This is a genomic window from Arthrobacter sp. D2-10 (assembly GCF_054161285.1).
Genome location: NZ_CP096431.1, coordinates 1,780,566 through 1,802,711, shown reverse-complemented (window position 1 = coordinate 1,802,711; position 22,146 = coordinate 1,780,566). Strand labels below are relative to the sequence as shown.

At 63.7% G+C, this 22,146-nt stretch carries 22 protein-coding genes; 10 read left to right on the top strand and 12 right to left on the bottom strand.

Annotated elements, in window-relative coordinates; translation table 11 throughout:
• Window positions 1-111 precede the first annotated feature (111 nt).
• Entirely contained in the window at window positions 112-831 is a 720-nt protein-coding gene (locus tag M1D74_RS08380; RefSeq protein ID WP_458117111.1) for a TetR/AcrR family transcriptional regulator, read from the top strand.
• Window positions 828-2,915, top strand: coding sequence for an acyl-CoA dehydrogenase family protein (locus M1D74_RS08375; protein ID WP_458117110.1), 2,088 nt, complete (start codon window positions 828-830; stop codon window positions 2,913-2,915). The genes M1D74_RS08380 and M1D74_RS08375 overlap by 4 nt, the downstream gene beginning before the upstream one ends.
• Here M1D74_RS08375 and glgA read toward each other — a convergent pair.
• Window positions 2,912-4,105, bottom strand: a complete 1,194-nt coding sequence (gene glgA, locus M1D74_RS08370) for a glycogen synthase (protein WP_458117109.1) — start codon at window positions 4,103-4,105, stop codon at window positions 2,912-2,914. The genes M1D74_RS08375 and glgA overlap by 4 nt on opposite strands.
• Before the next feature lie 143 nt (window positions 4,106-4,248).
• On the opposite strand from glgA, the gene M1D74_RS08365 reads away from it, so the two are divergent.
• On the top strand, window positions 4,249-5,430 hold the full coding sequence (locus M1D74_RS08365) for a glucose-1-phosphate adenylyltransferase (RefSeq protein WP_458117166.1): 1,182 nt from the start codon (window positions 4,249-4,251) through the stop codon (window positions 5,428-5,430).
• A 70-nt stretch (window positions 5,431-5,500) separates the two neighbouring features.
• Here M1D74_RS08365 and M1D74_RS08360 read toward each other — a convergent pair whose 3' ends face one another.
• From M1D74_RS08360 to M1D74_RS08350, 3 genes are read right to left on the bottom strand one after another with little or no spacing between them, the layout of a single operon-like run.
• Window positions 5,501-6,352: a transglutaminase family protein gene (locus tag M1D74_RS08360; RefSeq protein ID WP_309123852.1), complete on the bottom strand. Its 852-nt coding sequence runs from the start codon at window positions 6,350-6,352 to the stop codon at window positions 5,501-5,503.
• Window positions 6,349-7,275, bottom strand: coding sequence for an alpha-E domain-containing protein (locus tag M1D74_RS08355; protein ID WP_309070394.1), 927 nt, complete (start codon window positions 7,273-7,275; stop codon window positions 6,349-6,351). Before M1D74_RS08355 ends, M1D74_RS08360 begins: the two co-directional genes overlap by 4 nt.
• Window positions 7,268-8,872, bottom strand: coding sequence for a circularly permuted type 2 ATP-grasp protein (locus M1D74_RS08350; RefSeq protein WP_309070393.1), 1,605 nt, complete (start codon window positions 8,870-8,872; stop codon window positions 7,268-7,270). Before M1D74_RS08350 ends, M1D74_RS08355 begins: the two co-directional genes overlap by 8 nt.
• Window positions 8,873-8,990: 118 nt before the next feature.
• Here M1D74_RS08350 and M1D74_RS08345 point away from each other — a divergent pair, with 118 nt between their 5' ends.
• Both M1D74_RS08345 and pepN read left to right on the top strand, forming a co-directional pair.
• Window positions 8,991-9,692: a hypothetical protein gene (locus tag M1D74_RS08345; RefSeq protein WP_458117108.1), complete on the top strand. Its 702-nt coding sequence runs from the start codon at window positions 8,991-8,993 to the stop codon at window positions 9,690-9,692.
• Complete coding sequence (gene pepN / locus M1D74_RS08340; protein ID WP_458117107.1) at window positions 9,689-11,605, top strand: aminopeptidase N; 1,917 nt, start codon at window positions 9,689-9,691, stop codon at window positions 11,603-11,605. The genes M1D74_RS08345 and pepN overlap by 4 nt, the downstream gene beginning before the upstream one ends.
• 3 nt (window positions 11,606-11,608) lie before the next feature.
• Here pepN and M1D74_RS08335 read toward each other — a convergent pair whose 3' ends face one another.
• The 5 genes from M1D74_RS08335 to M1D74_RS08315 form a co-directional block, all read right to left on the bottom strand.
• On the bottom strand, window positions 11,609-12,682 hold the full coding sequence (locus M1D74_RS08335) for a lipoate--protein ligase family protein (RefSeq protein ID WP_458117106.1): 1,074 nt from the start codon (window positions 12,680-12,682) through the stop codon (window positions 11,609-11,611).
• A 91-nt stretch (window positions 12,683-12,773) separates the two neighbouring features.
• The gene (locus M1D74_RS08330) at window positions 12,774-13,028 is read right to left on the bottom strand and encodes a type B 50S ribosomal protein L31 (protein ID WP_309070390.1); all 255 of its coding nucleotides are present in this window, start codon (window positions 13,026-13,028) and stop codon (window positions 12,774-12,776) included.
• Between the two features lie 120 nt (window positions 13,029-13,148).
• Complete coding sequence (locus M1D74_RS08325) at window positions 13,149-13,961, bottom strand: TrmH family RNA methyltransferase (protein WP_309070389.1); 813 nt, start codon at window positions 13,959-13,961, stop codon at window positions 13,149-13,151.
• 1 nt (window position 13,962) lies between these two features.
• Complete coding sequence (locus M1D74_RS08320; protein WP_458117105.1) at window positions 13,963-14,739, bottom strand: sulfite exporter TauE/SafE family protein; 777 nt, start codon at window positions 14,737-14,739, stop codon at window positions 13,963-13,965.
• 18 nt (window positions 14,740-14,757) lie between these two features.
• Window positions 14,758-15,543: an ABC transporter ATP-binding protein gene (locus M1D74_RS08315; RefSeq protein ID WP_309070387.1), complete on the bottom strand. Its 786-nt coding sequence runs from the start codon at window positions 15,541-15,543 to the stop codon at window positions 14,758-14,760.
• A gap of 157 nt (window positions 15,544-15,700) precedes the next feature.
• On the opposite strand from M1D74_RS08315, the gene serB reads away from it, so the two are divergent.
• Window positions 15,701-16,582, top strand: coding sequence for a phosphoserine phosphatase SerB (serB, locus tag M1D74_RS08310; protein WP_458117104.1), 882 nt, complete (start codon window positions 15,701-15,703; stop codon window positions 16,580-16,582).
• Window positions 16,583-16,616: 34 nt separating this feature from the next.
• Here serB and M1D74_RS08305 read toward each other — a convergent pair whose 3' ends face one another.
• Window positions 16,617-17,360 (bottom strand): SDR family oxidoreductase, encoded by a 744-nt coding sequence (locus M1D74_RS08305; RefSeq protein WP_309072334.1) that lies wholly within the window; start codon window positions 17,358-17,360, stop codon window positions 16,617-16,619.
• A 75-nt stretch (window positions 17,361-17,435) separates the two neighbouring features.
• Window positions 17,436-18,179, bottom strand: a complete 744-nt coding sequence (locus M1D74_RS08300) for a beta-ketoacyl-ACP reductase (protein WP_458117103.1) — start codon at window positions 18,177-18,179, stop codon at window positions 17,436-17,438.
• Between the two features lie 114 nt (window positions 18,180-18,293).
• Between M1D74_RS08300 and M1D74_RS08295 the strand changes: the two genes are divergently transcribed.
• Genes M1D74_RS08295 through M1D74_RS08285 form a run of 3 tightly spaced genes read left to right on the top strand, consistent with a single transcriptional unit; the run spans window position 18,294 to window position 19,785 of the window.
• The gene (locus M1D74_RS08295) at window positions 18,294-18,704 is read left to right on the top strand and encodes a DUF3099 domain-containing protein (RefSeq protein ID WP_309072336.1); all 411 of its coding nucleotides are present in this window, start codon (window positions 18,294-18,296) and stop codon (window positions 18,702-18,704) included.
• A complete protein-coding gene (locus M1D74_RS08290; protein ID WP_458117102.1) occupies window positions 18,701-18,967 on the top strand; it encodes a hypothetical protein in 267 nt (88 codons plus the stop codon). Before M1D74_RS08295 ends, M1D74_RS08290 begins: the two co-directional genes overlap by 4 nt.
• Before the next feature lie 2 nt (window positions 18,968-18,969).
• The gene (locus M1D74_RS08285; RefSeq protein ID WP_458117165.1) at window positions 18,970-19,785 is read left to right on the top strand and encodes an SURF1 family cytochrome oxidase biogenesis protein; all 816 of its coding nucleotides are present in this window, start codon (window positions 18,970-18,972) and stop codon (window positions 19,783-19,785) included.
• Here the strand turns inward: M1D74_RS08285 and M1D74_RS08280 are convergent.
• A complete protein-coding gene (locus tag M1D74_RS08280) occupies window positions 19,782-21,380 on the bottom strand; it encodes an ABC-F family ATP-binding cassette domain-containing protein (protein WP_458117101.1) in 1,599 nt (532 codons plus the stop codon). The two genes, M1D74_RS08285 and M1D74_RS08280, sit on opposite strands and share 4 nt — an antisense overlap.
• Window positions 21,381-21,519: 139 nt before the next feature.
• Here M1D74_RS08280 and M1D74_RS08275 point away from each other — a divergent pair, with 139 nt between their 5' ends.
• Complete coding sequence (locus tag M1D74_RS08275; RefSeq protein ID WP_309072339.1) at window positions 21,520-22,143, top strand: biotin transporter BioY; 624 nt, start codon at window positions 21,520-21,522, stop codon at window positions 22,141-22,143.
• Window positions 22,144-22,146 lie beyond the last annotated feature (3 nt).

Genomic DNA, 22,146 nt, shown 5'->3' with positions numbered 1-22,146 from the left:
GCTGCTCCTTGGCTGGCGCTTTTGCGTGGAAAAGAGGTCCTGCCCGACTGACTCTCATGCGGCAGACCCGGTAAGTTATCGATACCCAGCGTACCTGATACGCTGAGTATCGTGAATCAGCTCACTGCCCATGTGCGCCCGCTTGCGGACGGACGCTCCAGCCGATGGTCCAAGCATCGCGAAGCCCGCCGCGCGGCACTCATCAGGACCGCACGCAAAGCAGTACACAGAATCGGCCCGGGCGCCTCCATGGAGGAGATCGCTTCGGCAGCAGAGACATCCAAGTCCGTCTTTTACCGGTACTTCGGGGACAAGGCAGGGCTGCAGCGTGCAATGGGCGAGGTTGTCGTCGGTCGGATGCAGGAGCAACTGATTGAGGCGGCCCGGCAGGCCAGTACGCCCAGGGACGGTCTGCGTGCGATGGTCTCCGCGTACCTGCAGATGGCCGAGTCCTCACCGAACGTCTACATGTTCGTGACGCAGCCGGCGCAGGACGCAGGTTCCGCACTTGAGAGCTCCCCCACGCTCAGCACATTCTTCGACGCGATCTCCACGATGCTCGCCAGTCCCATGGAGCGATATCTGGCGGACGACCCTGCCGGGCCCGCCGTTCCGCAGCCACTGGCATTCTGGCCCCGTGCGGCAATCGGCATGGTCCGCGCCGCAGGAGAGCAGTGGCTGTCGGTACCCCCGGGGCCTGACCGTCCCAGTGAATCCGACCTCGCTGATTCCCTCACCGCCTGGCTCTTCGACGGTATCGCCACCGCAGTGCCGCAGGCTTCTCTCGCACCTACCTCTCTTCGCAGCCCCCTTTCAAAGGATGGATCATGACCCAAACAGCCACACGTCCCGAGCTCTCGGTACCAGCCACCCTCCCAATCCATGACGACGACGCCGCCGTCGTCAACGTGGCAGCCCTGGGCGAACAGTTGCTGGGACGCTGGGCAAGCTCGCGCCGGACGGCGCGTGCGCTCGCAGGGGATCCCGCCCTACACAAGGTTGAGGGTGCCACCAGCGCTGAGCATCGAGCACGCTGTCTTGAACAGCTCCACGTGCTTGTTCAGAACAAGGCCGTCCACCGGGCCTTCCCCACGGAGCTGGGTGGATCCGATGACCACGGCGGCAACATCGCCGGCTTTGAGGAGCTGGTGGTCGCTGACCCTTCGCTCCAGATCAAGGCGGGTGTGCAGTGGGGCCTGTTCGGAGCGGCAGTCCTGCACCTCGGAACCGATGAACATCACCGTCGGTGGCTCCCGGGCATCATGAACATGGAAATCCCGGGCTGCTTCGCGATGACCGAAACCGGACACGGCTCGGATGTCTCGAGCATCAGCACCACCGCCACCTTCGACTCCGAGAACGGCGATTTCGATCTTCATACGCCGTTTCGCGCGGCCTGGAAAGACTACATAGGTAACGCGGCCAACGACGGAAGGGCCGCCGTCGTCTTTGCACAGCTCATCACCCGCGGGGTTAATCACGGCGTGCATGCGCTGTATGTGCCACTGCGCGACGAGGAGGGGAATTTCCTGGAAGGAATCGGGGGTGAAGACGACGGACTCAAGGGCGGACTGAACGGGATCGACAACGGCCGGTTGCACTTCACGCATGTCCGGGTCCCACGTGCCAACCTCCTCAACCGGTATGGGAACGTCAGCGAGGACGGAACATACACCTCCCCGATCGAGTCGCCCGGCAGGCGCTTCTTCACCATGTTGGGCACTCTGGTCCAGGGCCGGGTTTCCCTCGACGGTGCTGCGGTGGCTGCCAGCAAACTGGCGCTGAAAACGGCCATCCAGTACTCGGTGGAGCGCCGCCAGTTCACGACGTCTTCGGAACTGTCCGAGGAAGTCCTTCTCGATTATCAGCTCCACCAGCGCAGGCTCCTCCCCCGGCTGGCGACTACGTATGCCGCGTCTTTCGCACATGAAGAGTTGCTTGAGAAGTTCGACGGCGTGTTCTCCGGTAAGCATGCAACCGATGAGGACCGCCAGGATCTGGAGACGCTGGCGGCGGCGCTGAAGCCGCTATCCACGTGGCACGCGCTCGACACGCTGCAGGAGTGCCGGGAGGCCAGCGGGGGTGCGGGATTCCTTACCGAGAACAGATACACCTCGCTGCGCGCGGACCTCGACGTGTATGCAACGTTCGAGGGGGACAACAACGTCCTGCTGCAGCTCGTTGCCAAGCGCCTGCTTGCGGACTACGCCAAGGAGTTCCAGGGAGTCGATTTCGGCGTGTTGGCCCGCTTCGTTGCTACTCAGGCCGCTGACCGCACGCTGCACAGGACCGGTCTGCGCCGGGTTCTCCAAACCGTGGTCGACACCGGCTCCGAACGGAAATCAGCGATCGCACTTCGGGACGAGGACACCCAGCACGAACTGCTCTGCGGCAGGGTCGACACCATGGTCGGGGAGTTGGCCGGGGCGCTGCGGGGAGCACGCCGGCTTCCTCCCGCCCAAGCGGCGGAGGTCTTCAATCAGCACCAGCACGAACTCATCGAGGCTGCCCGCGCCCACGCGGAGCTGCTGCAGTGGGAGGCGTTTACCGCGGCCCTTGCCCGCACCGAGGACGCCGGTACACGCCAGGTCCTCACCTGGCTCCGTGACCTCTTCGGACTGTGCCTCATCGAGGACAACCTCGGGTGGTACCTGATGAACGGTCGGCTCTCGGCGCAGCGCGCCAGAACGCTCGGTCCGTACATCAACCGGCTGCTGCTGAAGCTTCGCCCACACGCCGTGGATCTGGTTGACGCGTTCGGTTACGGTCCCGAGCACCTGCGCGCGGCCATCGCAACCGGCGCAGAACGGGAGCGCCAGGAGGAGTCCCGGAATTACGCCCGCATCCTGCGGGCGAGCCCAGACGCCCCGCTCGACGAGAAGATCCTCATCGAGCGGAGGGCCGAGACCCGCTAGAGCACGGAGCGGTAGACGTTGAGGGTGGACTCAGCGATGGAGTCCCACGAGAAATGCTCTTCCGCGCGGACGCGTCCGCGCACACCCATGGCGCGGGCGCGTGCGGGATCCGCGACGAGGACATTTAGAGCCTCCGCGAAATCATTCACGAACCCGTCCGGGTCAAGCGGAGTTCCGGTTCCATCCTGAACCTGTTCGAGCGGAACGAGCGTACCGGTGATGCCGTCCTCGATGACCTCCGGGATGCCGCCCGTGGCGCTTGCCACCACTGCGGCGCCGCACGCCATGGCCTCGAGGTTCACGATCCCCAGCGGCTCATAAATTGAGGGGCAGGCGAAGACAGTGGCATGGCTGAGCACCTGGATGAGTTCAGGTCGCGGGAGCATCCGCTCGATCAGGATGACCGAGCCGCGCTGCGCCTGCAGCTCATCGATTAGCCGGGCGGTCTCGGCGGTCAGTTCCGGCGTGTCCGCGGCGCCAAGGCACAGCACAAGCTGCACATCGGCGGGTAACTTCGCCGCCGCGCGCAACAGATAGGGAACGCCTTTCTGCCGCGTGTTCCGTCCCACGAAGACCACGCTGGGCTTGCCGGGATCGATGCCCAGCGACCGGACGGCGTTGTCATTGTGGTCCGCCGACCACGCTGCGGTGTCAATGCCGTTGTGGACCACCTGAACCTTTGCCGGATCAACGTCCGGGTAACAGCGCAGGATGTCCTGGCGCATACCGTCCGAAACAGCGATGACAGCCGCCGCGGCCTCGTAGGCCGTCTTCTCCACCCAGGATGAGAGGGCATATCCACCGCCGAGCTGCTCCGCTTTCCAGGGACGCAGCGGTTCCAGGCTGTGCGCGCTCAGGACGTGCGGAATCCCATGAAGAAGCGACGCGAGGTGACCCGCCATATTTGCGTACCAGGTGTGCGAGTGAACCAGATCAGCGCCCGCGATGCCCTGAAGGATGGACAGGTCTGTGCCAAGAGTCTGGACCGCAGCGTTCGCAGCTGCAAGTCCATCCGGCACTCCGTAGGTGCTCACGCGAGCACCGTGGTAGTCCTCGCGGCGGGCGGAGCCGAAGCAGTGCACAGCCAGATCGACACGCCCGGCCAGCACACGGGCCAGTTCCGCGACGTGAACACCTGCTCCACCGTAGATTTCCGGCGGGAACTCTTTTGTCACAATGTCTATTCGCACGTTTCCAACGTAGTGCAGGGCGGGCCAGTCCTCTAGTGTGAGTCGAACGAGGTCATACTCAAGGACGAGCGGAAGGGGTTTGAACCGTGGCAGTCAAAAAAGTGCTGGCGGTAGTACTGGCAGGCGGCGAAGGAAAACGGTTGATGCCCCTGACTGCGGACCGTGCAAAGCCTGCGGTGCCATTCGCGGGACCGTACCGCCTGATTGATTTTGCGCTATCCAACGTGGTCAATTCCGGTTATCTGCAGATCGTGGTGCTTACCCAGTACAAGTCGCACAGCCTCGACCGGCACATCTCCGAGACCTGGCGGATGTCCACGCAGCTGCAGCAGTACATCGCGTCGGTACCGGCACAGCAGCGACGGGGCAAGAGCTGGTTCCTTGGAAGCGCGAACGCCATCTACCAGTCCCTGAACCTCATTCACGATGCCCGGCCGGACATCGTCGTCGTGATCGGTGCCGACCACGTTTACCGCATGGACTTCGAGCAGATGGTGCAGGCGCATATCAAGAGCGGAGCATCGGTCAGCGTCGCGGCGGTTCGGCAGCCGCTGCACCTCGCGAACCAGTTCGGAGTAATCGAGCTGGACTCCAGCGATCCCGACCGGATCTCGGCCTTCGTCGAGAAGCCTGAATCCACACCCGGCCTGCCGGATGACCCGGACAGCTTCCTGGCATCCATGGGCAACTACGTTTTCAATACCGACGCGCTCATCGAAGCTCTGGAAATCGACGCTGCGCGCCTGAACACCAAGCACGATATGGGCGGCGACATCATCCCCCACTTCGTGGAGCGTGGAGACGCCGCCGTCTATGACTTCACCAGGAACGAGATCCCAGGATCGACGGACCGGGACTGCCAGTACTGGCGCGACGTCGGCACTCTCGACTCCTATTACGAAGCGAACATGGATCTCATCACTCCACTGCCGCTGTTCAACCTCTACAACCTCGAGTGGCCGATCTACACCCGCCAGAGCATTTCCCCGCCTGCCAAGTTCGTTCGCAGCGCCACGGGCGTCTCCGGCGTGGCACACGATTCGATCGTGTCGAACGGCGTCGTGATCTCGGGTGGTTCGGTCCAGGGCTCGGTGCTGGCGACGGATGTGTTCGTCGACGAGGGCGCGGACGTCGCAGGCTCGGTCCTGCTCGACCACGTGACGATCGGAGCGGGAGCTGTAGTTCACAAGGCAATCATCGACAAGAACGTTCACGTACCGCCCGGGGCCAAGATCGGCGTCGACAGGGAGCTCGACCTCAGCCGTGGATTCACGGTGACGGATTCAGGCCTCACCATCCTCAGCAAGGGCCAGATGGTGGAGTAGCCGCCCCTGAGGTAGTTCGAATCCGGGATATTCCCAAGCAGGGCAGCCGCCACCAGGGCGGCTGCCCTGCTTAGGCTACGCGCGTGATCTCGACCGTCACGTTGAGCGTGGACCCGCCGCCGCCCGAGAGGATGCCTTTGAGCGGCGAGACGTCCCGGTAGTCGCGGCCGCGCGCCACGGATACGTGGAAGTCACTGACCGGACCGCTGTTGGTCGGATCCCAGCCGCGCCATTCGCCGTCCCACCATTCGACCCAGGCATGTGACTGGCCGGCTACTGCTTCCCCGACGGCCGCCGTCCTGCGCGGATGGAGATAACCCGAAATGTATCGGGCCGGAATGCCAAGGCTGCGGAGCGCGCCTATCGCGACATGCGCGAGGTCCTGGCACACGCCCTGACGTTCAGCCCACGCATCACGCGCGTTGGATTGAACACCCGTGACTCCCTGCACGTACTGCATCTCGCCCTTCAGCCAGTCGAAGACAGAGTGAGCCGCGGTGTGCGGATCCTGGCCATCGGTTACCTCGCTTGCCAAAGCGCGAATCTCGTCATTCGGCTTGGTCAGATGGGTGTGCGGCAACCAGTCCGCGTAGTCGTTTACGACGTCGTCGGACCGCAAATCCTCCCAGCTCACCACTTCCTCCGGTGAGGGAATTCGTTCAGTGCGGCTCACCTCGACGAGCGTCCGGGCGGATACTTCGAGTCGATCGTGCGGAACCTGCACATCGAATGAGGTCACCCGCGTGCCCCAGTAGTCCCGGTAGGTCGCCATGGCCGCGCTGGTGGGGTTCAGGCTGATGGTGGACTCCAGGACCACCTGCTGGGAATCCGTGAGCGGAGTCATGCGGGCTTCGTTGTACGACAGTGAGACGCGGCGCAGGTAGTCGTACCCCGTGCGGTGTTCGATCAGCAAACGGGTCATGAGACCTCCCCCACCCAGGACAGCTCCGCTGCCTGCGAGAAATACGTGCGTGCGACGGCGTCGGACGCACGTGCGCACGCTTTCTGAACTCTTTCCATGTGCTCCGGCAGTTCCGACATCAGATCGTCCGTCTGATGGAACTCAAGGAACGTGCGCGCCTGGCCGACAATCCGGCTTGCATCGTTGATGAAGCCGACCCGCTGATACTCGGGGTTCAGTTTCGCCAGGCACTTCTCGGCGTCGCTCAGCGCGTACATGATTGACCGCGGGAAGAGGCGGTCCAGAAGCAGGAACTGCGCCGCGTGCTGCTCACCGAAGGAAGCCCTGCGGGTGCGGAGGAACGACTCGTAGGCTCCGGCGCAGCGCAGCATATTCACCCAGGACAGACCCGAGGCGTGGACGTCCCTCGTGGAGAGCATCCGCGCGGTCATGTCGGCCCGTTCGAGGCTTCTTCCCAGCACGAGGAACTGCCAGCTTTCGTCATGACTCATGGTGGTGTCTGAAAGGCCACGGACCATGGCCGTGCGTTCAAGAACCCAATGGCAGAAGCGGTAGGTTCCGACAACGTCCTTCCGGTGCTGGGTGAGCCCGTACCAGGTGGTGTTCAATCCCTCCCAGACGCTGCCCGAAACAGTTTCCCTTGCCCGGCGTGCGTTCTCGCGGGCGGCCCCAAGTGCACCGGCGATCGAGGTCGCGCTGCTCCGGTCGAAAGCCAACGCTTCGAGAAGCTCGGGCAGGCCGAAGTCCTCGGTCTGCGGCCGGCTGCCCATAACTCCGAGCAATTGGCGCGACACGTCACTTTGGACGGGGCGCGGCATCTGGTTGAGCCGCTCAAGGTGAACATCGAGGATTCGTGCTGTCCCGTCGGCGCGCTCGACGTACCGGCCAATCCAGAACAGGGACTCTGCGATCCGGCTAAGCATCGCCCGACACCTCCTCCTCGCGATCGCGTTGCTGCTGTTGCTGTTGCTGCTGCTGTTGTTCAGGCTGGCGGTCGCGCCATCCCGTCTCAACCGGCCAGACACTGACACGCTCCCTCAGGGGAATCAACTCCGGCGCAGCGGCGGGGCTGTCGGCCTGTCCGTCGACCACCCAGGTGTCCTTCGATCCCCCTCCCTGGCTTGAATTCACGATGAGCGAGCCTTCCTTCATGGCCACCCGCGTCAGGCCACCGGGCAGGACCCACACGTTTTCGCCGTCATTGACTGCGAAGGGCCGCAGATCGACGTGACGGGGACTGAATTGACCGCCGGACATGGTGGGTACGGTGGACAACTGCAGGACAGGTTGCGCAATCCATCCGCGGGGATCGGCGAGGATACGCCCGCGAAGCGCGTTCAGTTCGTCGGCAGTCGCGTCAGGACCGATGACCAGCCCCTTGCCGCCGGAACCGTCCACGGGTTTGACGACGAGTTCATCGAGCCGGTCGAGCACCTCTTCCCGTGCCGCCGGCTCCTCCAGCCGGAAGGTATCGACGTTGGCAATGATCGGTTCCTCGCTGAGGTAGTAACGGATCAGGTCCGGAACGTATGTATAAACCAGCTTGTCATCGGCGACGCCGTTGCCTACTGCATTTGCGATCGTCACCATCCCGGCCCGCGCCGCGTTGACGATGCCGGGGCAGCCGAGCACGGAATCTGCCCGGAACTGAAGGGGGTCAAGGAACTCATCATCAATTCGCTTGTAGATCACATCGACACGCTGTTCACCGGCGGTGGTACGCATGTACACCCTGTTGCCCCTGCAGATGAGGTCCCGTCCCTCAACCAGTTCGACCCCCATGAGGCCGGCGAGCAAGGTGTGCTCGAAGTAGGCCGAATTGAAGACGCCGGGTGTCAGGACGACGACGGTAGGATCCTCCACGCCGGGAGGCGCGGTTTTGCGCAGCGCGGCCAACAGGCGCCGCGGGTACTCCTCGACCGGCCGGATGTGCTGCTGGCCGAACGCTTCGGGAAGGCCCTTCGCCATCGCGCGCCGGTTCTCCAAGACGTAACTGACTCCGCTGGGGACCCGCACATTGTCTTCAAGGACGCGGAAGGTGCCCTCGTCGTCGCGCACCACATCGATACCGGAGATGTGTACCCGCACCCCGCCTGCGGGGTCGAACCCCGCAACTTCACGGTGAAAGTGGGCCGAGGAGGTGATCAGGCGACGGGGAATGACGCCGTCGCTGACAACGGCCATCTTGTCGTAGACATCGTTCAGGAAGGCCTCCAACGCACGGACCCGCTGGGCGACTCCCCGCTCGAGATGGTCCCAGTCCGATCCGGCGATGACGCGCGGCACGATATCCAGTGGGAACGGGCGCTCCTCCCCCGCGAAATCGAAGGTTACTCCGCGATCGAGGAACGTCCGGGCCATCGAATCTGCCCGGGCCGTCACATCGGCGAGGTTGAGCTCCCCAAGGGCGGCCGCGACCGGTCGGTATTCCGTGCGTGGAAGGTTCGCGCCATCGAACATTTCGTCGTAGGCGACCGTACGGCGGGCCGCTGTTGCATAGTCTTCAAAGAGCTCGGACATGGCACCACATTGCCATGCATCGGCCTTGTTTACCTACCGGCGCGACGCTCCGGGTCTTCGGCAACCGCCCGTTCCGTCTCCACGGTAGGTCCTGGGCGGGCCGTGGTTGAATAGGCCGGTGCACAACGAAAATCTGCGCCGCGATGAGGCGGCCGGCCGCTCAGCAATCATCAGCGTCACCAGCTACGATGTAGCGCTCGACCTGCGCACGGCCGAAGACCGTCAGAGCCCCGGTTTCTCCTCCCGTACGGAGATCACCTTCGACTGCTCGACCCCCGGCGCGGGCACCTTCCTCGATTTCATCCACTCCGGCATCGCGGCCGTCATCCTCAATGGCGAGGTCCTCGATCCAGTGCAGGCAGTCGACGGCGCACGCATTCTTCTTCCGAATCTTGCAGCGCGGAACACCGTCATCGTGGAGGGGACTGCCCTCTACAGCCGAAGCGGTGAGGGCATGCACCGCTTCCAGGACCCAGCCGACGGTGCAACCTACCTCTACACCCAGTACGAACCGGCGGACGCACGGCGCGTGTTCGCCTGCTTCGAACAGCCCGACCTCAAGGCATCCTTCAGCTTTCACGTCCGCGCGCCCGAATCCTGGACGGTCGCCTCCAACGGTTCCGAGAACAGCCGGGACCAGCACGACGACGGTTCGGCCACCTGGCACTTCAAGCCCACCGAGCGCATCTCCACCTACATCACAACCGTGCTTGCGGGTCCGTACGCATCAGTGACGGATAGCTGGACCGGGATCGTCGGTGACGGCGAGGTACTGACGATCCCTCTGTCGCTCTTCTGCCGCCGTTCGCTCGCGGTTTGACGTACTTCCATGACCTGTTTCGCTACCCCTATCCCTTTGGGAAGTACGATCAGGCTTTTGTGCCTGAGTACAACCTCGGCGCCATGGAGAATCCGGGGCTGGTGACCTTCACGGAGTCCTACGTCTTCACTTCCCGGGCTACCCATGCCCAATACGAGGCGCGCGACAACACGATCATGCACGAGATGGCCCATATGTGGTTCGGCGACCTTGTGACGATGACCTGGTGGGACGACCTGTGGCTGAAAGAGTCCTTCGCCGACTTCTCGGGAGCACTTGCGGTTGCGGAAGCACTGGGATCCGCTACGTCCTGGGTCACGTTCGCCACGCGCCGGAAGTCCTGGGCGTACCTCCAGGACCAGCTCCCTTCAACACACCCGATCGTCGCCGATATTGTCGATCTGGAGGCTGCGAAGCTCAACTTCGACGGCATCACCTACGCCAAGGGCGCATCGGTACTCAAGCAGCTGGTCGCACATGCAGGGTTCGACGCATTCACCAGGGCCGCACGATCCTATTTCCGGGAGCATGCCTTCTCGAATACGGCACTGGTCGATCTCCTGAGTGCGCTCAGCGCCGCCTCCGGCAGGGACATGTCAGAGTGGGCCCGCTGCTGGCTGCAGACCTCCGGCGTGCCGCAACTGGAGGCCGAAGTGCGCATCGACGACGACGGCGCGTACACGTCCGTTGCGATCCTCCAGCGAGCCGACGACCCCGTGACCGGGACATCGGCCCCCCGCCCGCACCGTATCCGGTTGGGTCTTTTCTCACTGGACGTAAACGGCAGGCTGCTCCGCACCGCCTACCACAGCGTAATGGTGGACGGCGCCCGAACCGAAGTTCCGGAACTGGTCGGCTGCCGGCAGCCCGACCTCCTCCTGATCAATGACGACGACCTCACCTACGCAAAGCTTGTTTTCGATCAGCGCTCCCTGACAACTCTCCTTGCCGCCGGCGATCGTCTCGAGGAGCCATTGGCGCGGGCCGTCTGTCTGGCCGCTCTTTGGTCCTCGACGCGGGACGCATTGTTAACCGCAAACGACTATGTGAATGCTGTCGAGCGCACTGCTCCAGCCGAGGAAGGCGTGGGGGTCCTTCAGCAGCTGCTCCAGAACGCCCGGCACGCCATTGAACACTATGCTCCCGCGGCGGACCGTCCGGCTCTGCGTGAGCGGTTCGCGGCCTTTCTGATGCGTGGGCTCCGCAGCGCTGAACCCGCCTCCGATCATCAGTTGGTGTGGGCTCGCGCGCTCGCAGCGATCTCTCGAAAGACCGCAGTCCACGCACCCTTGCTGCGCGGGCTCCTGGAGGGATCCGTGTCGATTGACGGACTGGTCATCGACGACGACCTGACATGGCAATTCTGGCAGGCGCTATCTGCACAGAATTTTGCGACAGTCGACGAGCTTGAAGCCGCATTGCAGCGCGACCACACCGCAGCGGGACGCTCCGGCTTCACAACCGCCTGCACAGCCTTCCCGGACGCGGGAGTCAAGGCGAAGGCCTGGAAGGAAGTGGTCTTCGGCGACAGGCTCTCCAACGAGTTGCTCAGCGCGACCATCCTGGGCTTTCAGGAGGGTCCCAAAGAGCTGCAGGAGCCCTACGTCGCCGCTTATTTTCATGAGATCGACCGGGTATGGCGCGAATTGCCGATCGAAATGTCTGCCAGGATTGTGCGCGGATTGTTTCCTGCACATCAGGACCTCCAGTCCGGCGAGCTACCTGTCGACCACCCCGTGGTGCAGCTGACGGACGCATGGCTGGATGAGCATGCCGATGCCCCACAGTCGCTGCGCCGAATTGTGCTGGAGGAGCGTGATCATCTGATGCGCCGACTCCGCGCCCAGGCCGTGCAAACCAGCGGAGAAGGTGCCCGCGGTCGGCTGGAGGGGCAACCGGCTTCTGCGGGGTGAGGCCTACGGAACCCGGTAGAGCCATTCGTCGGTACCGAATTTTTCCTCGACCAGAGACTGCGCTGCCGACATTTCCGCCGGACTGAGCGAACCCTCCGTGGCCTGATACCGCTTCCGGAAGGTGTCGCTCAGTATCTGGATGATCTCCTCGCGGGCCAGTCCCGTCTGCCGGCGGAGAGGATCCACCCGTTTCTTTGCGCTTTTGATTCCCTTATCCGAGAGTTTCTCCCGGCCGATCCTCAGGACCTCGAGCATCTTGTCGGCATCGATGTCATAGGACATCGTCACGTGGTGGAGCATGCCGCCGTTGCTCAGTCGTTTCTGGGCCGCGCCGCCAATCTTGCCGAGGTCAGTGGCGATGTCGTTGAGCGGCTGGTACCACGCCGAGATGCCGAGTTCCCTCAATCCCTCCATGACCCAGTCGTCGAGGAAGGGGTAGGAATCAGCGAAACTCAACCCGTCCACCAGCGACTGCGGGATGTAGAGGGAGTACGTGATGGCGTTTCCATGCTCCATGAACATCGCTCCCCCACCGCTGATCCGACGGACCACGTTCACACCGTGACGGCGGACGGCTTCCTCATCCACCTCGTTGCGCACGGACTGGAAGCTGCCGATGACCACGGACGGGCTTTCCCATTCCCAGAAGCGCAGGGTGGGATTCCTCCGGCCGGCTCCCACTTCGCGCGTCAGCACTTCGTCCATGGCTACGTGCATGGCCGTGGAGAGAGGCGTGGGAGGGATGATCTCCCACTGATGATCCGCCCACGATGAAGCCTTCCCGAGGGCTCGCCGGACGGCCGTGGCTACCGCCTCGGGCGAGAATCCGAACAGCTGCGCGTCTGCGCGTATCCTCCGGCGGATCGCCGATGCCAGGTCTCCGTGCAGGGTGTCGGCGGGCAGGCCCTCAAGGGCGGCATTGATGTCGTCGAGGGCCTCATCCGGTTCCAGGAAGAAGTCACCGTTGATGGATACGCCGCTGAGCTTGCCGCCGACGACATCGGTGTCCGCGACGACCAGCTTGCCCCCCGGCACCTTGAACTCCCCGTGATGCTGCCGCATTGATCCCTTTCCCATAATCCTCCTGCCGCCACTTTGTACTCCGGTTAAAGCGCTGGGCCCGAACCGGAAATTCCGGTTCGGGCCCAGCGGCACAGACTAAACGAGGCTACTTCTTGCCGAAGCCCTTGAATCGCTGGTTGAAGCGCTCAACGCGACCGGCAGAGTCCATGATGCGCTGCTTGCCGGTGTAGAACGGGTGCGACTCCGAGGAGATTTCCACCTCTACCAGCGGGTAGGTGTTGCCGTCTTCCCACTCGACGGTCTTGTCAGAGGTGACCGTTGAACGGGTGAGGAAAGACTTCTCGGAAGCGAGGTCGCGGAAGACCACCGCTGTGTACTTGGGGTGGATATCAGACTTCATAGGAGTACCTTCTGTAGTTGCCTGGATTTTGCCAGACACCGGTGATGTGAAAGTTGGCGGCCCGCAGGCCAGCAACCAACTCTACCGCACCTGCTCCCGATCCGTAAAAGCGCCCGCCGGTCAGCCGGTACGACGGCGGCACTCCCAGAAGGCGACGGCCCCCGCTGCTGCAACGTTGAGCGAGTCGACGGCATTGCTCATAGGAATACGGACGATGAGATCCGAGCTTTCGATGGTCTGTGGAGAGAGCCCCTCACCTTCAGTACCGAGGACTAGAGCAAGGCGTTCAGGGTTTCGCTGTGACAGCTCCTGCAATTCGATCGACCCTGGCTCAAGGGCCAGCGCTGCGACCAGGAAACCGAGGTCGCGCAGGGTGCTGATGCTGTCCGGCCAGGATTCAAGCCTGACCCAGGGGACCTGGAATACGGTTCCCATGCTGACGCGGATTGCCCTGCGGTACAGAGGATCCGCGCATCGCGGAGTAACCAGGACCGCGTCGATGCCGAGCGCCGCAGCGGAGCGGAACACGGCGCCAAGATTGGTGTGATCCACCATGTCCTCAAGCACGACGACGCGGTGCGCTTCGCGCAGAACGTCTTCCACGCCGCGCGGGGCGGGCCGGTTCATGGCCGCCAGCGCTCCGCGGTGCAGATGGAAACCGGTGATCTCCTCCAGTACGGCCTCAGAGCCAACGTAGGCGGGCACGTCCGGAAACCGGCCAAGGACGTCCTCGAGATCCGGCAGCCACTTGTCCGTCAGGAAGAAGGAACGAGGAGTATGACCGGCGTCGATCGCCCTGCGGAGCACCTTCGTGCTTTCGGCGATATAGAGGCCCTCCGCCGGTTCCCGCCGCCGACGCAGCTGGGTGTCGGTGAGGCCGGTGTAATCGGTGACGCGGGGATCTGACGCGTCAGTGAGTATTTCCAGCGGCAACCTAGCTCACCAGCCGCGCGATCATCGCGTAGAGGGCAACCAGGCCAAGGATGACGATCACGCTGCGTAGCACCACGGGGGAAAGCCGACGGCCGACCTTTGAACCGATGATGCCGCCGATCAGGGAGCCGATGCCAATGAGCAGAACAACCCACCACTCGATCCGGTCGAAGGCGAAGATCATGTAGGAAACGGCCGCAATAAGGTTCACGCCCAGCACCAGCACGTTTTTCATCGCGTTGGCCGATTGCATGGTGCCGTGCAGAAAGACACCAAGGATGCCGACGAGCAGGATGCCCTGCGCTGCGACGAAGTAGCCGCCGTACACGCCGGCCAGGAATACCAGCACCGTCAATGCGAGCGGGTGGGACCGGGTAGGCGGTTTCGATTCCGCACGACGGCGGACCCAGCGCTGCAGCTTCGGCTGGAAGATCACGAACCCCAGGGCAACGACGATCAGGAACGGCGCGACGATCTCGAAGACCGTCTCCGGAAGGTTCAGGAGCAGGGCGGCACCGGTGATGCCGCCGAGCAAGGAAGCGGGCAAGAGCTTTGCCAGGGTTCTTCTGTGTTCCTTCAGCTCCTCCCGGTACCCCCACGCGCCGGATACGTTACCGGCCACGAGCCCCATCGCGTTGCTGATGGTGGCCGTCACCGGTGCGTAGCCCAGAGCCACGAGGATGGGGAAGGTCACCAGGGTCCCGGAGCCGACGATCGTGTTGATGGTTCCGGCCCAAAGGCCACCGAGGAGGATCAGGCCGTCGCGCAGTAGGTCCACGAAGTTCGTACCGGTCCGCTAGGAGCGGGCTACGGCACTGTAGCGGCCGTCCCGATGCGTGACCTGGAGGGGCATGTCGAACGCCTCACTCAAGAGGTCTGCAACTAGAACCTCGCCGATGGGTCCAGCTGCCACCACGGCGCCTTCCCGCATCAGCATGGCGTGGGTGAAGCCCGGCGGCACCTCTTCAAGGTGGTGGGTTACCAGGACAATCGCGGGTGAATCCTCATCTGCGGCCAGTTCACTCAGGCGCGCGACGAGGTCCTCCCGCCCGGACAGGTCCAGGCCGGCAGCGGGCTCGTCCAGCAGCAGGAGTTCGGGGTCGGCCATCAGGGCACGGGCTATCTGCACGCGCTTGCGCTCACCCTCACTCAGGGAAGCAAACGGGCGGTTCATCAGCGTGGACACACCCCAGGTGTCGAGCAGCTTGAAGGCTCGACGCTCGTCCAGCTTTTCGTACTGCTCACGCCAGCGCCCGGTCACTCCGTACGAGGCAGTGACCACAACGTTGAGAACGGTTTCGTGTTCAGGGATCTGCGAGGCCAGCGCAGCGGAGGCGAGGCCGATCCTCGGGCGCAGCTCAAAGACGTCGACGGCGCCCAACACTTCATCGAGTATTCCGGCGACCCCGCGGGTGGGATGAATCCGGGCACCAGCGATCTGCAGCAGGGTCGTCTTGCCGGCACCGTTCGGTCCCATGACCACCCAGCGCTCACCTTCGCGGACCTGCCAGTCGACGTCGTCCAGGAGCGCCTTCCCTCCACGGACAAGGCTTACCCCGGAGAGTTCCAGAACATCACTCATGACAGTAGACACTAGGCCAAGTGCGGCCTTGAACGTTAAATCAACCGTCAGGACGTGACTCACCCGTTAAACCCCGCCCTGCGCCGGTTTCACGGCCACTGCGCTGAGCATCATAATGACAGGTGAGAGTCGGACCGATGAAAGGCCATGCGCGCACGTGACGGAGATGTTCAGGGTGGTCAGCTACGGCACCCGGCTGGAGGATTGGCATCAATCAAAGGTGCGCCGCGCCATGCAAACGACGGGCGCCGTCGTCGTCGGCGAAAGCACGGACGACGGCGGCAGGTATCAGGTTTCCAGCCTGACTGTCAGTTCGGACAACGACATCGATACGTTGCGGACCGCGCTCGCTCCGCTGATCTCCGACGACATTGGAATTGCCGTTGTACCTCCCGCGCTCCTCAGCGAGGGAACCAAGCTTCTCATCATGGATGTGGACTCAACGCTGATTAAACAGGAGGTCATCGAGCTCCTTGCTGCACACGCCGGCCGAGAGGCCGAGGTGGCGGCGGTGACAGAGTCAGCGATGCGCGGAGAACTGGATTTCGCCCAAAGCCTGCACGCACGGGTGTCTGTGCTCGCCGGGCTGGCCGAAGGCGTCATCGAGGACGTCGGCACCCGGATTGAACTGAGTGAGGGAGCCGAACATCTCGTGGAGGCGTTCCTTGACGCGGGCCATCTCGTGGCGGTCGTCTCGGGTGGGTTCAGCCAGATTCTGGAGCCGCTCGCTGCGCGGCTGAAGCTCACCCATGCCAAGGCGAACGAACTCGGTGTGGATGCCGGGACCCTGACGGGTTCGGTCATCGGCCCGGTCGTGGACCGAGCGGAGAAGGAGCGTTGCCTGCGCGCCTGGGCCGAGGCAGCCGGCATTCCGCTCGAACGCACGGTCGCCGTGGGCGACGGAGCCAACGACCTCGACATGCTGGCGGCGGCCGGGCTTGGCGTTGCCTTCAACGCCAAACCCGCAGTGCGGGCGGCGGCTGACGCCGCCGTCAACTTCCCGCATCTGGACGTAGTCCGCCACTTCGTGCGGCTGTAGTTCCGGTTCCGGAGTAGAGCGCGGAGCGGCTAGCTCAGCGGGTGAAGTGCTCGGCGCCGCCCACATACTCCGTGTGACCCGTGGGAACATCCGCGGTAGCCATGGCTACGATCTCCGCCGCGAACTCCTCGACTGAATAGAGGCGTCCTGCTTCCTGCCGTCGTGCTTCGATTGCGCCGGGGGCGGCCCGGTCAAGCAGGGTGGCGGTTACAGTGCCCTCGATCATGTCGCCGGAAACCACCACGAACGTGATGCCCTGCTCGGTCAACGCTGGAACCATCTCGCGAAGCGCATCCTCGCCGGCGCGCTTGCTGCGCGCGACAGGCTCATAGGCGTCCATGGTCGAAACCGAGTTGATGAAGTGTGCCTGGTGGCTCGTGACGAAAACCACACGGGAGCCGGGCTTCATGACCGTCAGCGCCGCCGAGAGCATACCGACCTGTGCATCCCGGTTCAGCTTGAGTGCGTAGTCCTCGCCCAGACCGGTCTCCATGCCGCCGGAGGCGTTGAGGACCAGCAGGTCGAGTCCGCCAAAATTCTCAACGGCCGCATCGACGAGCGCCTGCGCACCCTCAGGTGCTGTGAGGTCCGCGCCAACGGCCACTGCGCGGCCACCCGCGGCCTCGATACCGGCGACCACCTTGTTGGCACGGGGTGCCTTCTGACGGTAGTTGACGACGACGGCGGCACCCTGCTCTGCCAGCAGCTTCGCCACCTCCGCCCCAATACCGCGGGACGAACCCGTAACAATTGCAGTTGTGCTGTCCAGTGCGCCCATGAGCGATGGTCTCCTTGATTCGGATTTTGTCTGTTGCGTTGATGGATCGTTATTCAGGCTGCCTGACGGCCTGGATCAGTGACCCATTCCAAGTCCGCCGTCGACCGGGATGACGGCACCGGAAATGTACGCGGCTTCGTCGCTCGCGACCCAGCGGACAACGTTCGCGACCTCGTCCGCCTCGGCGAATCGGCCTGCCGGGATGGAGGACAGGTAGTTCTGCTGGGTTTCCTCCGGCAGTGCTGCCGTCATATCCGTGTTGATGAAGCCTGGAGCAACCACATTGCACGTTATTCCCCGGGAACCAAGCTCCCGTGTCAGGGAGCGGGCGATGCCGACCAGGCCCGCCTTCGATGCGGAATAGTTGATCTGACCGGGTGCACCGTAGAGGCCGGAGACTGACGAGATCAGCACGATTCGTCCCTTGCGCAGGCGGATCATCCCCCTGCTGGCCCGCTTGATGACCCTGAACGAACCGGTGAGGTTGGTGTCGACCACGTCGGTGAAGTCGGCCTCGCTCATGCGAAGCAGCAGGGTGTCCCGCGTGATTCCTGCGTTGGCGATCAGCACCTCAACAGGTCCGTGAGCGTCCTCGACCTCGCGGAAAGCTGTGTCAATCTGCTCCGAGTCAGTGACGTCGGCCTTCACTCCGAGCATGCCCTCCGGAACGTCGCCACTGCGGTACGTGATGGCAACGCGGTCACCGGTGGCAAGGAAGGACTGCGCGATAGCCAGCCCGATCCCCCGATTGCCCCCCGTCACCAGAACGCTGCGTCCGGTCTTCTCGTCGGGCGTTCCAGCGGTGTTCTGTTCCTGCACGGAGGGGTCCTTTCGGATGGTGCGGTGCCTACGTCCGTTCGATCCTAGCGGCGAAACCGGGAACTTTAACAACGGCTAAGGGAGTGAGACAATAGAAGAGTCCCTTGGAGTGTGATGTTCAAGCTGAACCATCAGTCAAAGCGCCGTCCGGAAATCCATAACATCAGTGATGCCCGCGAAGCTCACAGTGATGAGATGCGCCAGCGGATGATCAAGTATTCCCTCTCGATGGGAATCCGCATGGTTTGCCTCATCCTCGTGTTTGTGGTGGAGGGATGGCTGCAGTGGGTGATGATCGCCGGAGCGGTGTTTCTGCCCTACTTCGCGGTCATCATCGCGAACGGCGGGAGCGACACCAGCAACCTGACCCACAGCGACTCGCTGCTGGAGCGGGCGCCGGCACCGGAACTCGAACCTCCGCGCCCGGTCGCCGAGGATGAAGGGCCGGTAACGCTGCAGGGCGAGATCATTCCGGACGAACCGGACACGGAGCAGGAACCACACGGGAGGGAAGGGGCAGCATGAGCATTTTCGACCAGCTCTCCGGCGCTGCGCCGCGGGCAGCCGAAGGGCCTGCTGTGTCCGGAGGCCCCAAGTGCTCCCGCAAGGCGTGTGGGCAGAACGCGTCCTGGCAACTTCTCTGGAATAACCCGCGCATCCATACACCGGCCCGCAGGAAGGTCTGGTTGGCCTGTCCGGAGCACCGGGAGTGGCTTCAGGACTACCTGGCCACGCGCGGCCTCTGGAAGCAGACACTCCCGCTGGAAGGCAGTCCGGCGTCGTCGTGAATATCCTGAAATATCTGGCGACACCGCGTTGGTTCGGCTGGTTGGCGCTCGTCCTCGTGCTGGCCGCGGCCTGCTCCGCCCTGGGTCTGTGGCAACTGGACCGGCGGGACCAGGCCGCCGCCACTGTAAACACGGTCCAGGCCAACTACGATCAGGAGCCGGTTCCCTACGCCCCGCAGCTCTTCACATCGTTCGACGATGCGGCTGAATGGACACCTGTCACGCTTGTTGGTGAGTATGACTCCCCCAACCAGCGCATCGTCCGCAACCGGCCGCTCAACGGTCAGCCGGGCTATGAGGTTCTGGTGCCGCTGAAGCTGGAGGACGGCAGCGCCGTTGTCATCAACCGCGGCTGGCTGCCCATCGGCAATAACCAGGCCGGCCGGCCGGACGACGTTCCGGCGGCCCCCGACGGCGAGGTCACCGTCGTCGCGCGCATCCGGCCCGCCGAGCCGGCGCTGGACCGGTCGGCGCCGGAAGGACAGCTCGCTTCGATCGATCTCACCACCTACGGGCAGCAGCTGGACTACCCCATCGCCACTGCTGCCTATGGTCTGCTGGCCGGTGAGACGCCGGCTCCTGCCACTGCGCCTGTGGCCCCGGCCAAGCCGGCCATCGATCTCGGCCCCCACCTGTCCTACTCCATGCAGTGGTTCGCCTTCGGCGTGCTTCTCTTCGTGGGGCTGGGTTATGCGGCAAGGCAGCAATACCGCATCGACCATGAAGACGAGGATGCGCCGGCGGCTCCCGTCCGTGTCCGACGACGCCCTTCCTCCGAAGAGGAAGAGGACGCCATCCTCGACGCCCGCGGGCTCTAGGCCAGCGTCACCAGCTCAAGGTATTCGTCGTTCCACAGGTCCTCGACGCCGTCGGGCAGAAGCACCACCCGCTCCGGGTTGAGTGCGTCCACAGCCCCCTCATCGTGGCTGACGAGGACGACTGCGCCCGAATAGTTCCGGAGCGCTCCGAGGATCTCAGCGCGGCTGGCGGGGTCCAGGTTGTTGGTCGGTTCATCGAGCAGCAACACGTTGGCCGACGACGCCACGATAGTCGCAAGTGCCAACCGGGTTTTCTCGCCGCCGGAGAGCACACCGGCGGGCTTGTCGACGTCGTCACCCGAGAACAGGAACGACCCGAGAATGCCGCGCACCTCGGCGTCGCGCATATCCGGTGCGGAGGAACGCATGTTCTCAAGCACGGTGCGGTTGGTATCGAGGGTTTCGTGCTCCTGGGCGTAGTAGCCCACCTTCAGCCCATGCCCGGGGACAATCTTTCCGGTGTCGGGCTTGTCCACCCCGGCGAGCATCCGCAGCAGGGTCGTCTTGCCCGCACCGTTGAGACCCAGGATCACGACCTTGGAACCGCGGTCGATGGCGAGGTCAACGTCGGTGAAGATCTCCAGCGATCCGTAGGACTTGCTGAGTCCTTCCGCTGTCATCGGTGTGCGGCCACAGGGCGCAGGTTCCGGGAATCGCAGTGCTGCGACCCGGTCGGACGCGCGCACCTCGTCGAGACCCGAAAGCATCCGCTCCGCACGTTTGGCCATGTTCTGGGCCGCCACTGCCTTGGTGGCCTTGGCACGCATCTTGTTGGCCTGGTCGAGAAGTACCTGGGCCTTCTTCTCGGTGTTCGCCCGCTCCCGCTTCCGGGCCCGCTCATCCGTCTCGCGTTGCTGGACATAGCGCTTCCAGCCCATGTTGTAGAGATCGATGGTCGACCGGTTGGCATCGAGATGGAACACCTTGTTCACCGTCGCCTCAAGCAGGTCGACGTCGTGGCTGATCACGATCAGCCCGCCCTGATGGTTTTTCAGGAAGTCCCGCAGCCAGGTGATCGAGTCGGCGTCGAGGTGGTTGGTCGGTTCGTCGAGAAGCATCGTCTCGGCGCCGGAATAGAGAATGCGCGCGAGCTCGACGCGGCGGCGCTGACCGCCCGAGAGCGTCTTGAGCGGCTGATTCAGAATGCGCTCCGGAAGCGCAAGGTTCGAGGAGATGGCAGCTGCTTCGGCCTCAGCCGCATAGCCGCCGTGAGCGAGGAATTCCGCTTCGAGACGGTCGTAGCGGGCCATGGCCTTGTCTCGGACTGCGGTATCTTCACTGGCCATCTGGTCCTGCGTCTGGCGGAGCTTTCCGACCACGACATCCAGGTTGCGTGCGGAAAGGATCCGGTCTCGTGCCAGCTGTTCCATGTTGGGTGTGCGTGGGTCCTGGGGCAGATAGCCTATTTCCCCCGTGCGGCTGACCGACCCGGCTGCAGGCAGGCTTTCACCTGCCAGTACGCGGGTCAGGGTTGTCTTGCCGGCGCCGTTGCGCCCAACAAGGCCGATTTTGTCCCCCCGGTCCACCCTGAAGGAGACCTCGTCCATCAGCAGCCTTGCGCCCGCGCGCAGTTCAAGATTCGACACGGTAATCACGTGGCTGGGCCTTTCCTGTCCCGGCATCACGCGCCGGGCCTCAATATTGTAGGAACCCTACAAAAGTGTTTGGTTCTCTCCGCACTAATCTCGGTAAGTAACAGCTCACCGTTGTGTAGATCCCACAGAAAGCTTCACGATGCAACAGACGAATCCGGCCCTGCACTCCTCGCCCGCCGATGTGTCGGCGCGGGCGCGTCGATCCTGGAATGCAACCGATCTCTCGCTGATCGCGGTGTTCGCGGCCGTTGTGGCCGTCAGTGCCATCCTACCCGCTATACCGGTCGGTCAGGTGGGGGTGCCCATCACGCTGCAGACACTGGCAATCATGGTGACGGGAATTGTGCTCGGTCCATGGCGGGCCGGAGCGGCGCTCACGCTGTATGTTGCGGTTGCGCTGGCGGGGTTGCCCATCTTCAGTCAATTCCGGGGCGGCATCGGCGTACTCTTCGGTCCGTCTGCCGGTTACATCATCGCCTTTCCGGTTGCGGCGGTCCTTGTCGGGTTCCTTGCCCGTCTGGTGTTCCGCAGATTGGACCGCCACCGCTTCCTCGGTCTCTTCGCCGCCTGCACCATCACGAGTCTCCTCATCACCCATCCCTTCGGCATCATCGGAATGATGATCAACGCGAAACTGGACCTCGGCGCGGCAATCGCCGCGGACGTCGTCTTCCTCCCGGGCGACATCCTGAAGAACCTGGCAGCGGCCGCAATCGGTCTCAGCGTCATCAAAGCGTTCCCCCGCCTGCAGTCCCGTCCCTGAACC

What these genes read in the sequence shown, in the direction of transcription:
- M1D74_RS08375 (WP_458117110.1), top strand. Translation starts at nt 828, where the DNA reads ATGACCCAAACAGCCACACGTCCCGAGCTCTCGGTACCAGCCACCCTC.
- M1D74_RS08355 (WP_309070394.1), bottom strand. Translation starts at nt 7,275, where the DNA reads ATGCTTAGCCGGATCGCAGAGTCCCTGTTCTGGATTGGCCGGTACGTC.
- M1D74_RS08350 (WP_309070393.1), bottom strand. Translation starts at nt 8,872, where the DNA reads ATGTCCGAGCTCTTTGAAGACTATGCAACAGCGGCCCGCCGTACGGTC.
- M1D74_RS08365 (WP_458117166.1), top strand. Translation starts at nt 4,249, where the DNA reads ATGCCCCTGACTGCGGACCGTGCAAAGCCTGCGGTGCCATTCGCGGGA.
- M1D74_RS08275 (WP_309072339.1), top strand. Translation starts at nt 21,520, where the DNA reads ATGCAACAGACGAATCCGGCCCTGCACTCCTCGCCCGCCGATGTGTCG.
- M1D74_RS08305 (WP_309072334.1), bottom strand. Translation starts at nt 17,360, where the DNA reads ATGGGCGCACTGGACAGCACAACTGCAATTGTTACGGGTTCGTCCCGC.
- M1D74_RS08335 (WP_458117106.1), bottom strand. Translation starts at nt 12,682, where the DNA reads ATGGGAAAGGGATCAATGCGGCAGCATCACGGGGAGTTCAAGGTGCCG.
- M1D74_RS08315 (WP_309070387.1), bottom strand. Translation starts at nt 15,543, where the DNA reads ATGAGTGATGTTCTGGAACTCTCCGGGGTAAGCCTTGTCCGTGGAGGG.
- M1D74_RS08360 (WP_309123852.1), bottom strand. Translation starts at nt 6,352, where the DNA reads ATGACCCGTTTGCTGATCGAACACCGCACGGGGTACGACTACCTGCGC.
- M1D74_RS08290 (WP_458117102.1), top strand. Translation starts at nt 18,701, where the DNA reads ATGAGCATTTTCGACCAGCTCTCCGGCGCTGCGCCGCGGGCAGCCGAA.
- M1D74_RS08330 (WP_309070390.1), bottom strand. Translation starts at nt 13,028, where the DNA reads ATGAAGTCTGATATCCACCCCAAGTACACAGCGGTGGTCTTCCGCGAC.
- M1D74_RS08295 (WP_309072336.1), top strand. Translation starts at nt 18,294, where the DNA reads ATGTTCAAGCTGAACCATCAGTCAAAGCGCCGTCCGGAAATCCATAAC.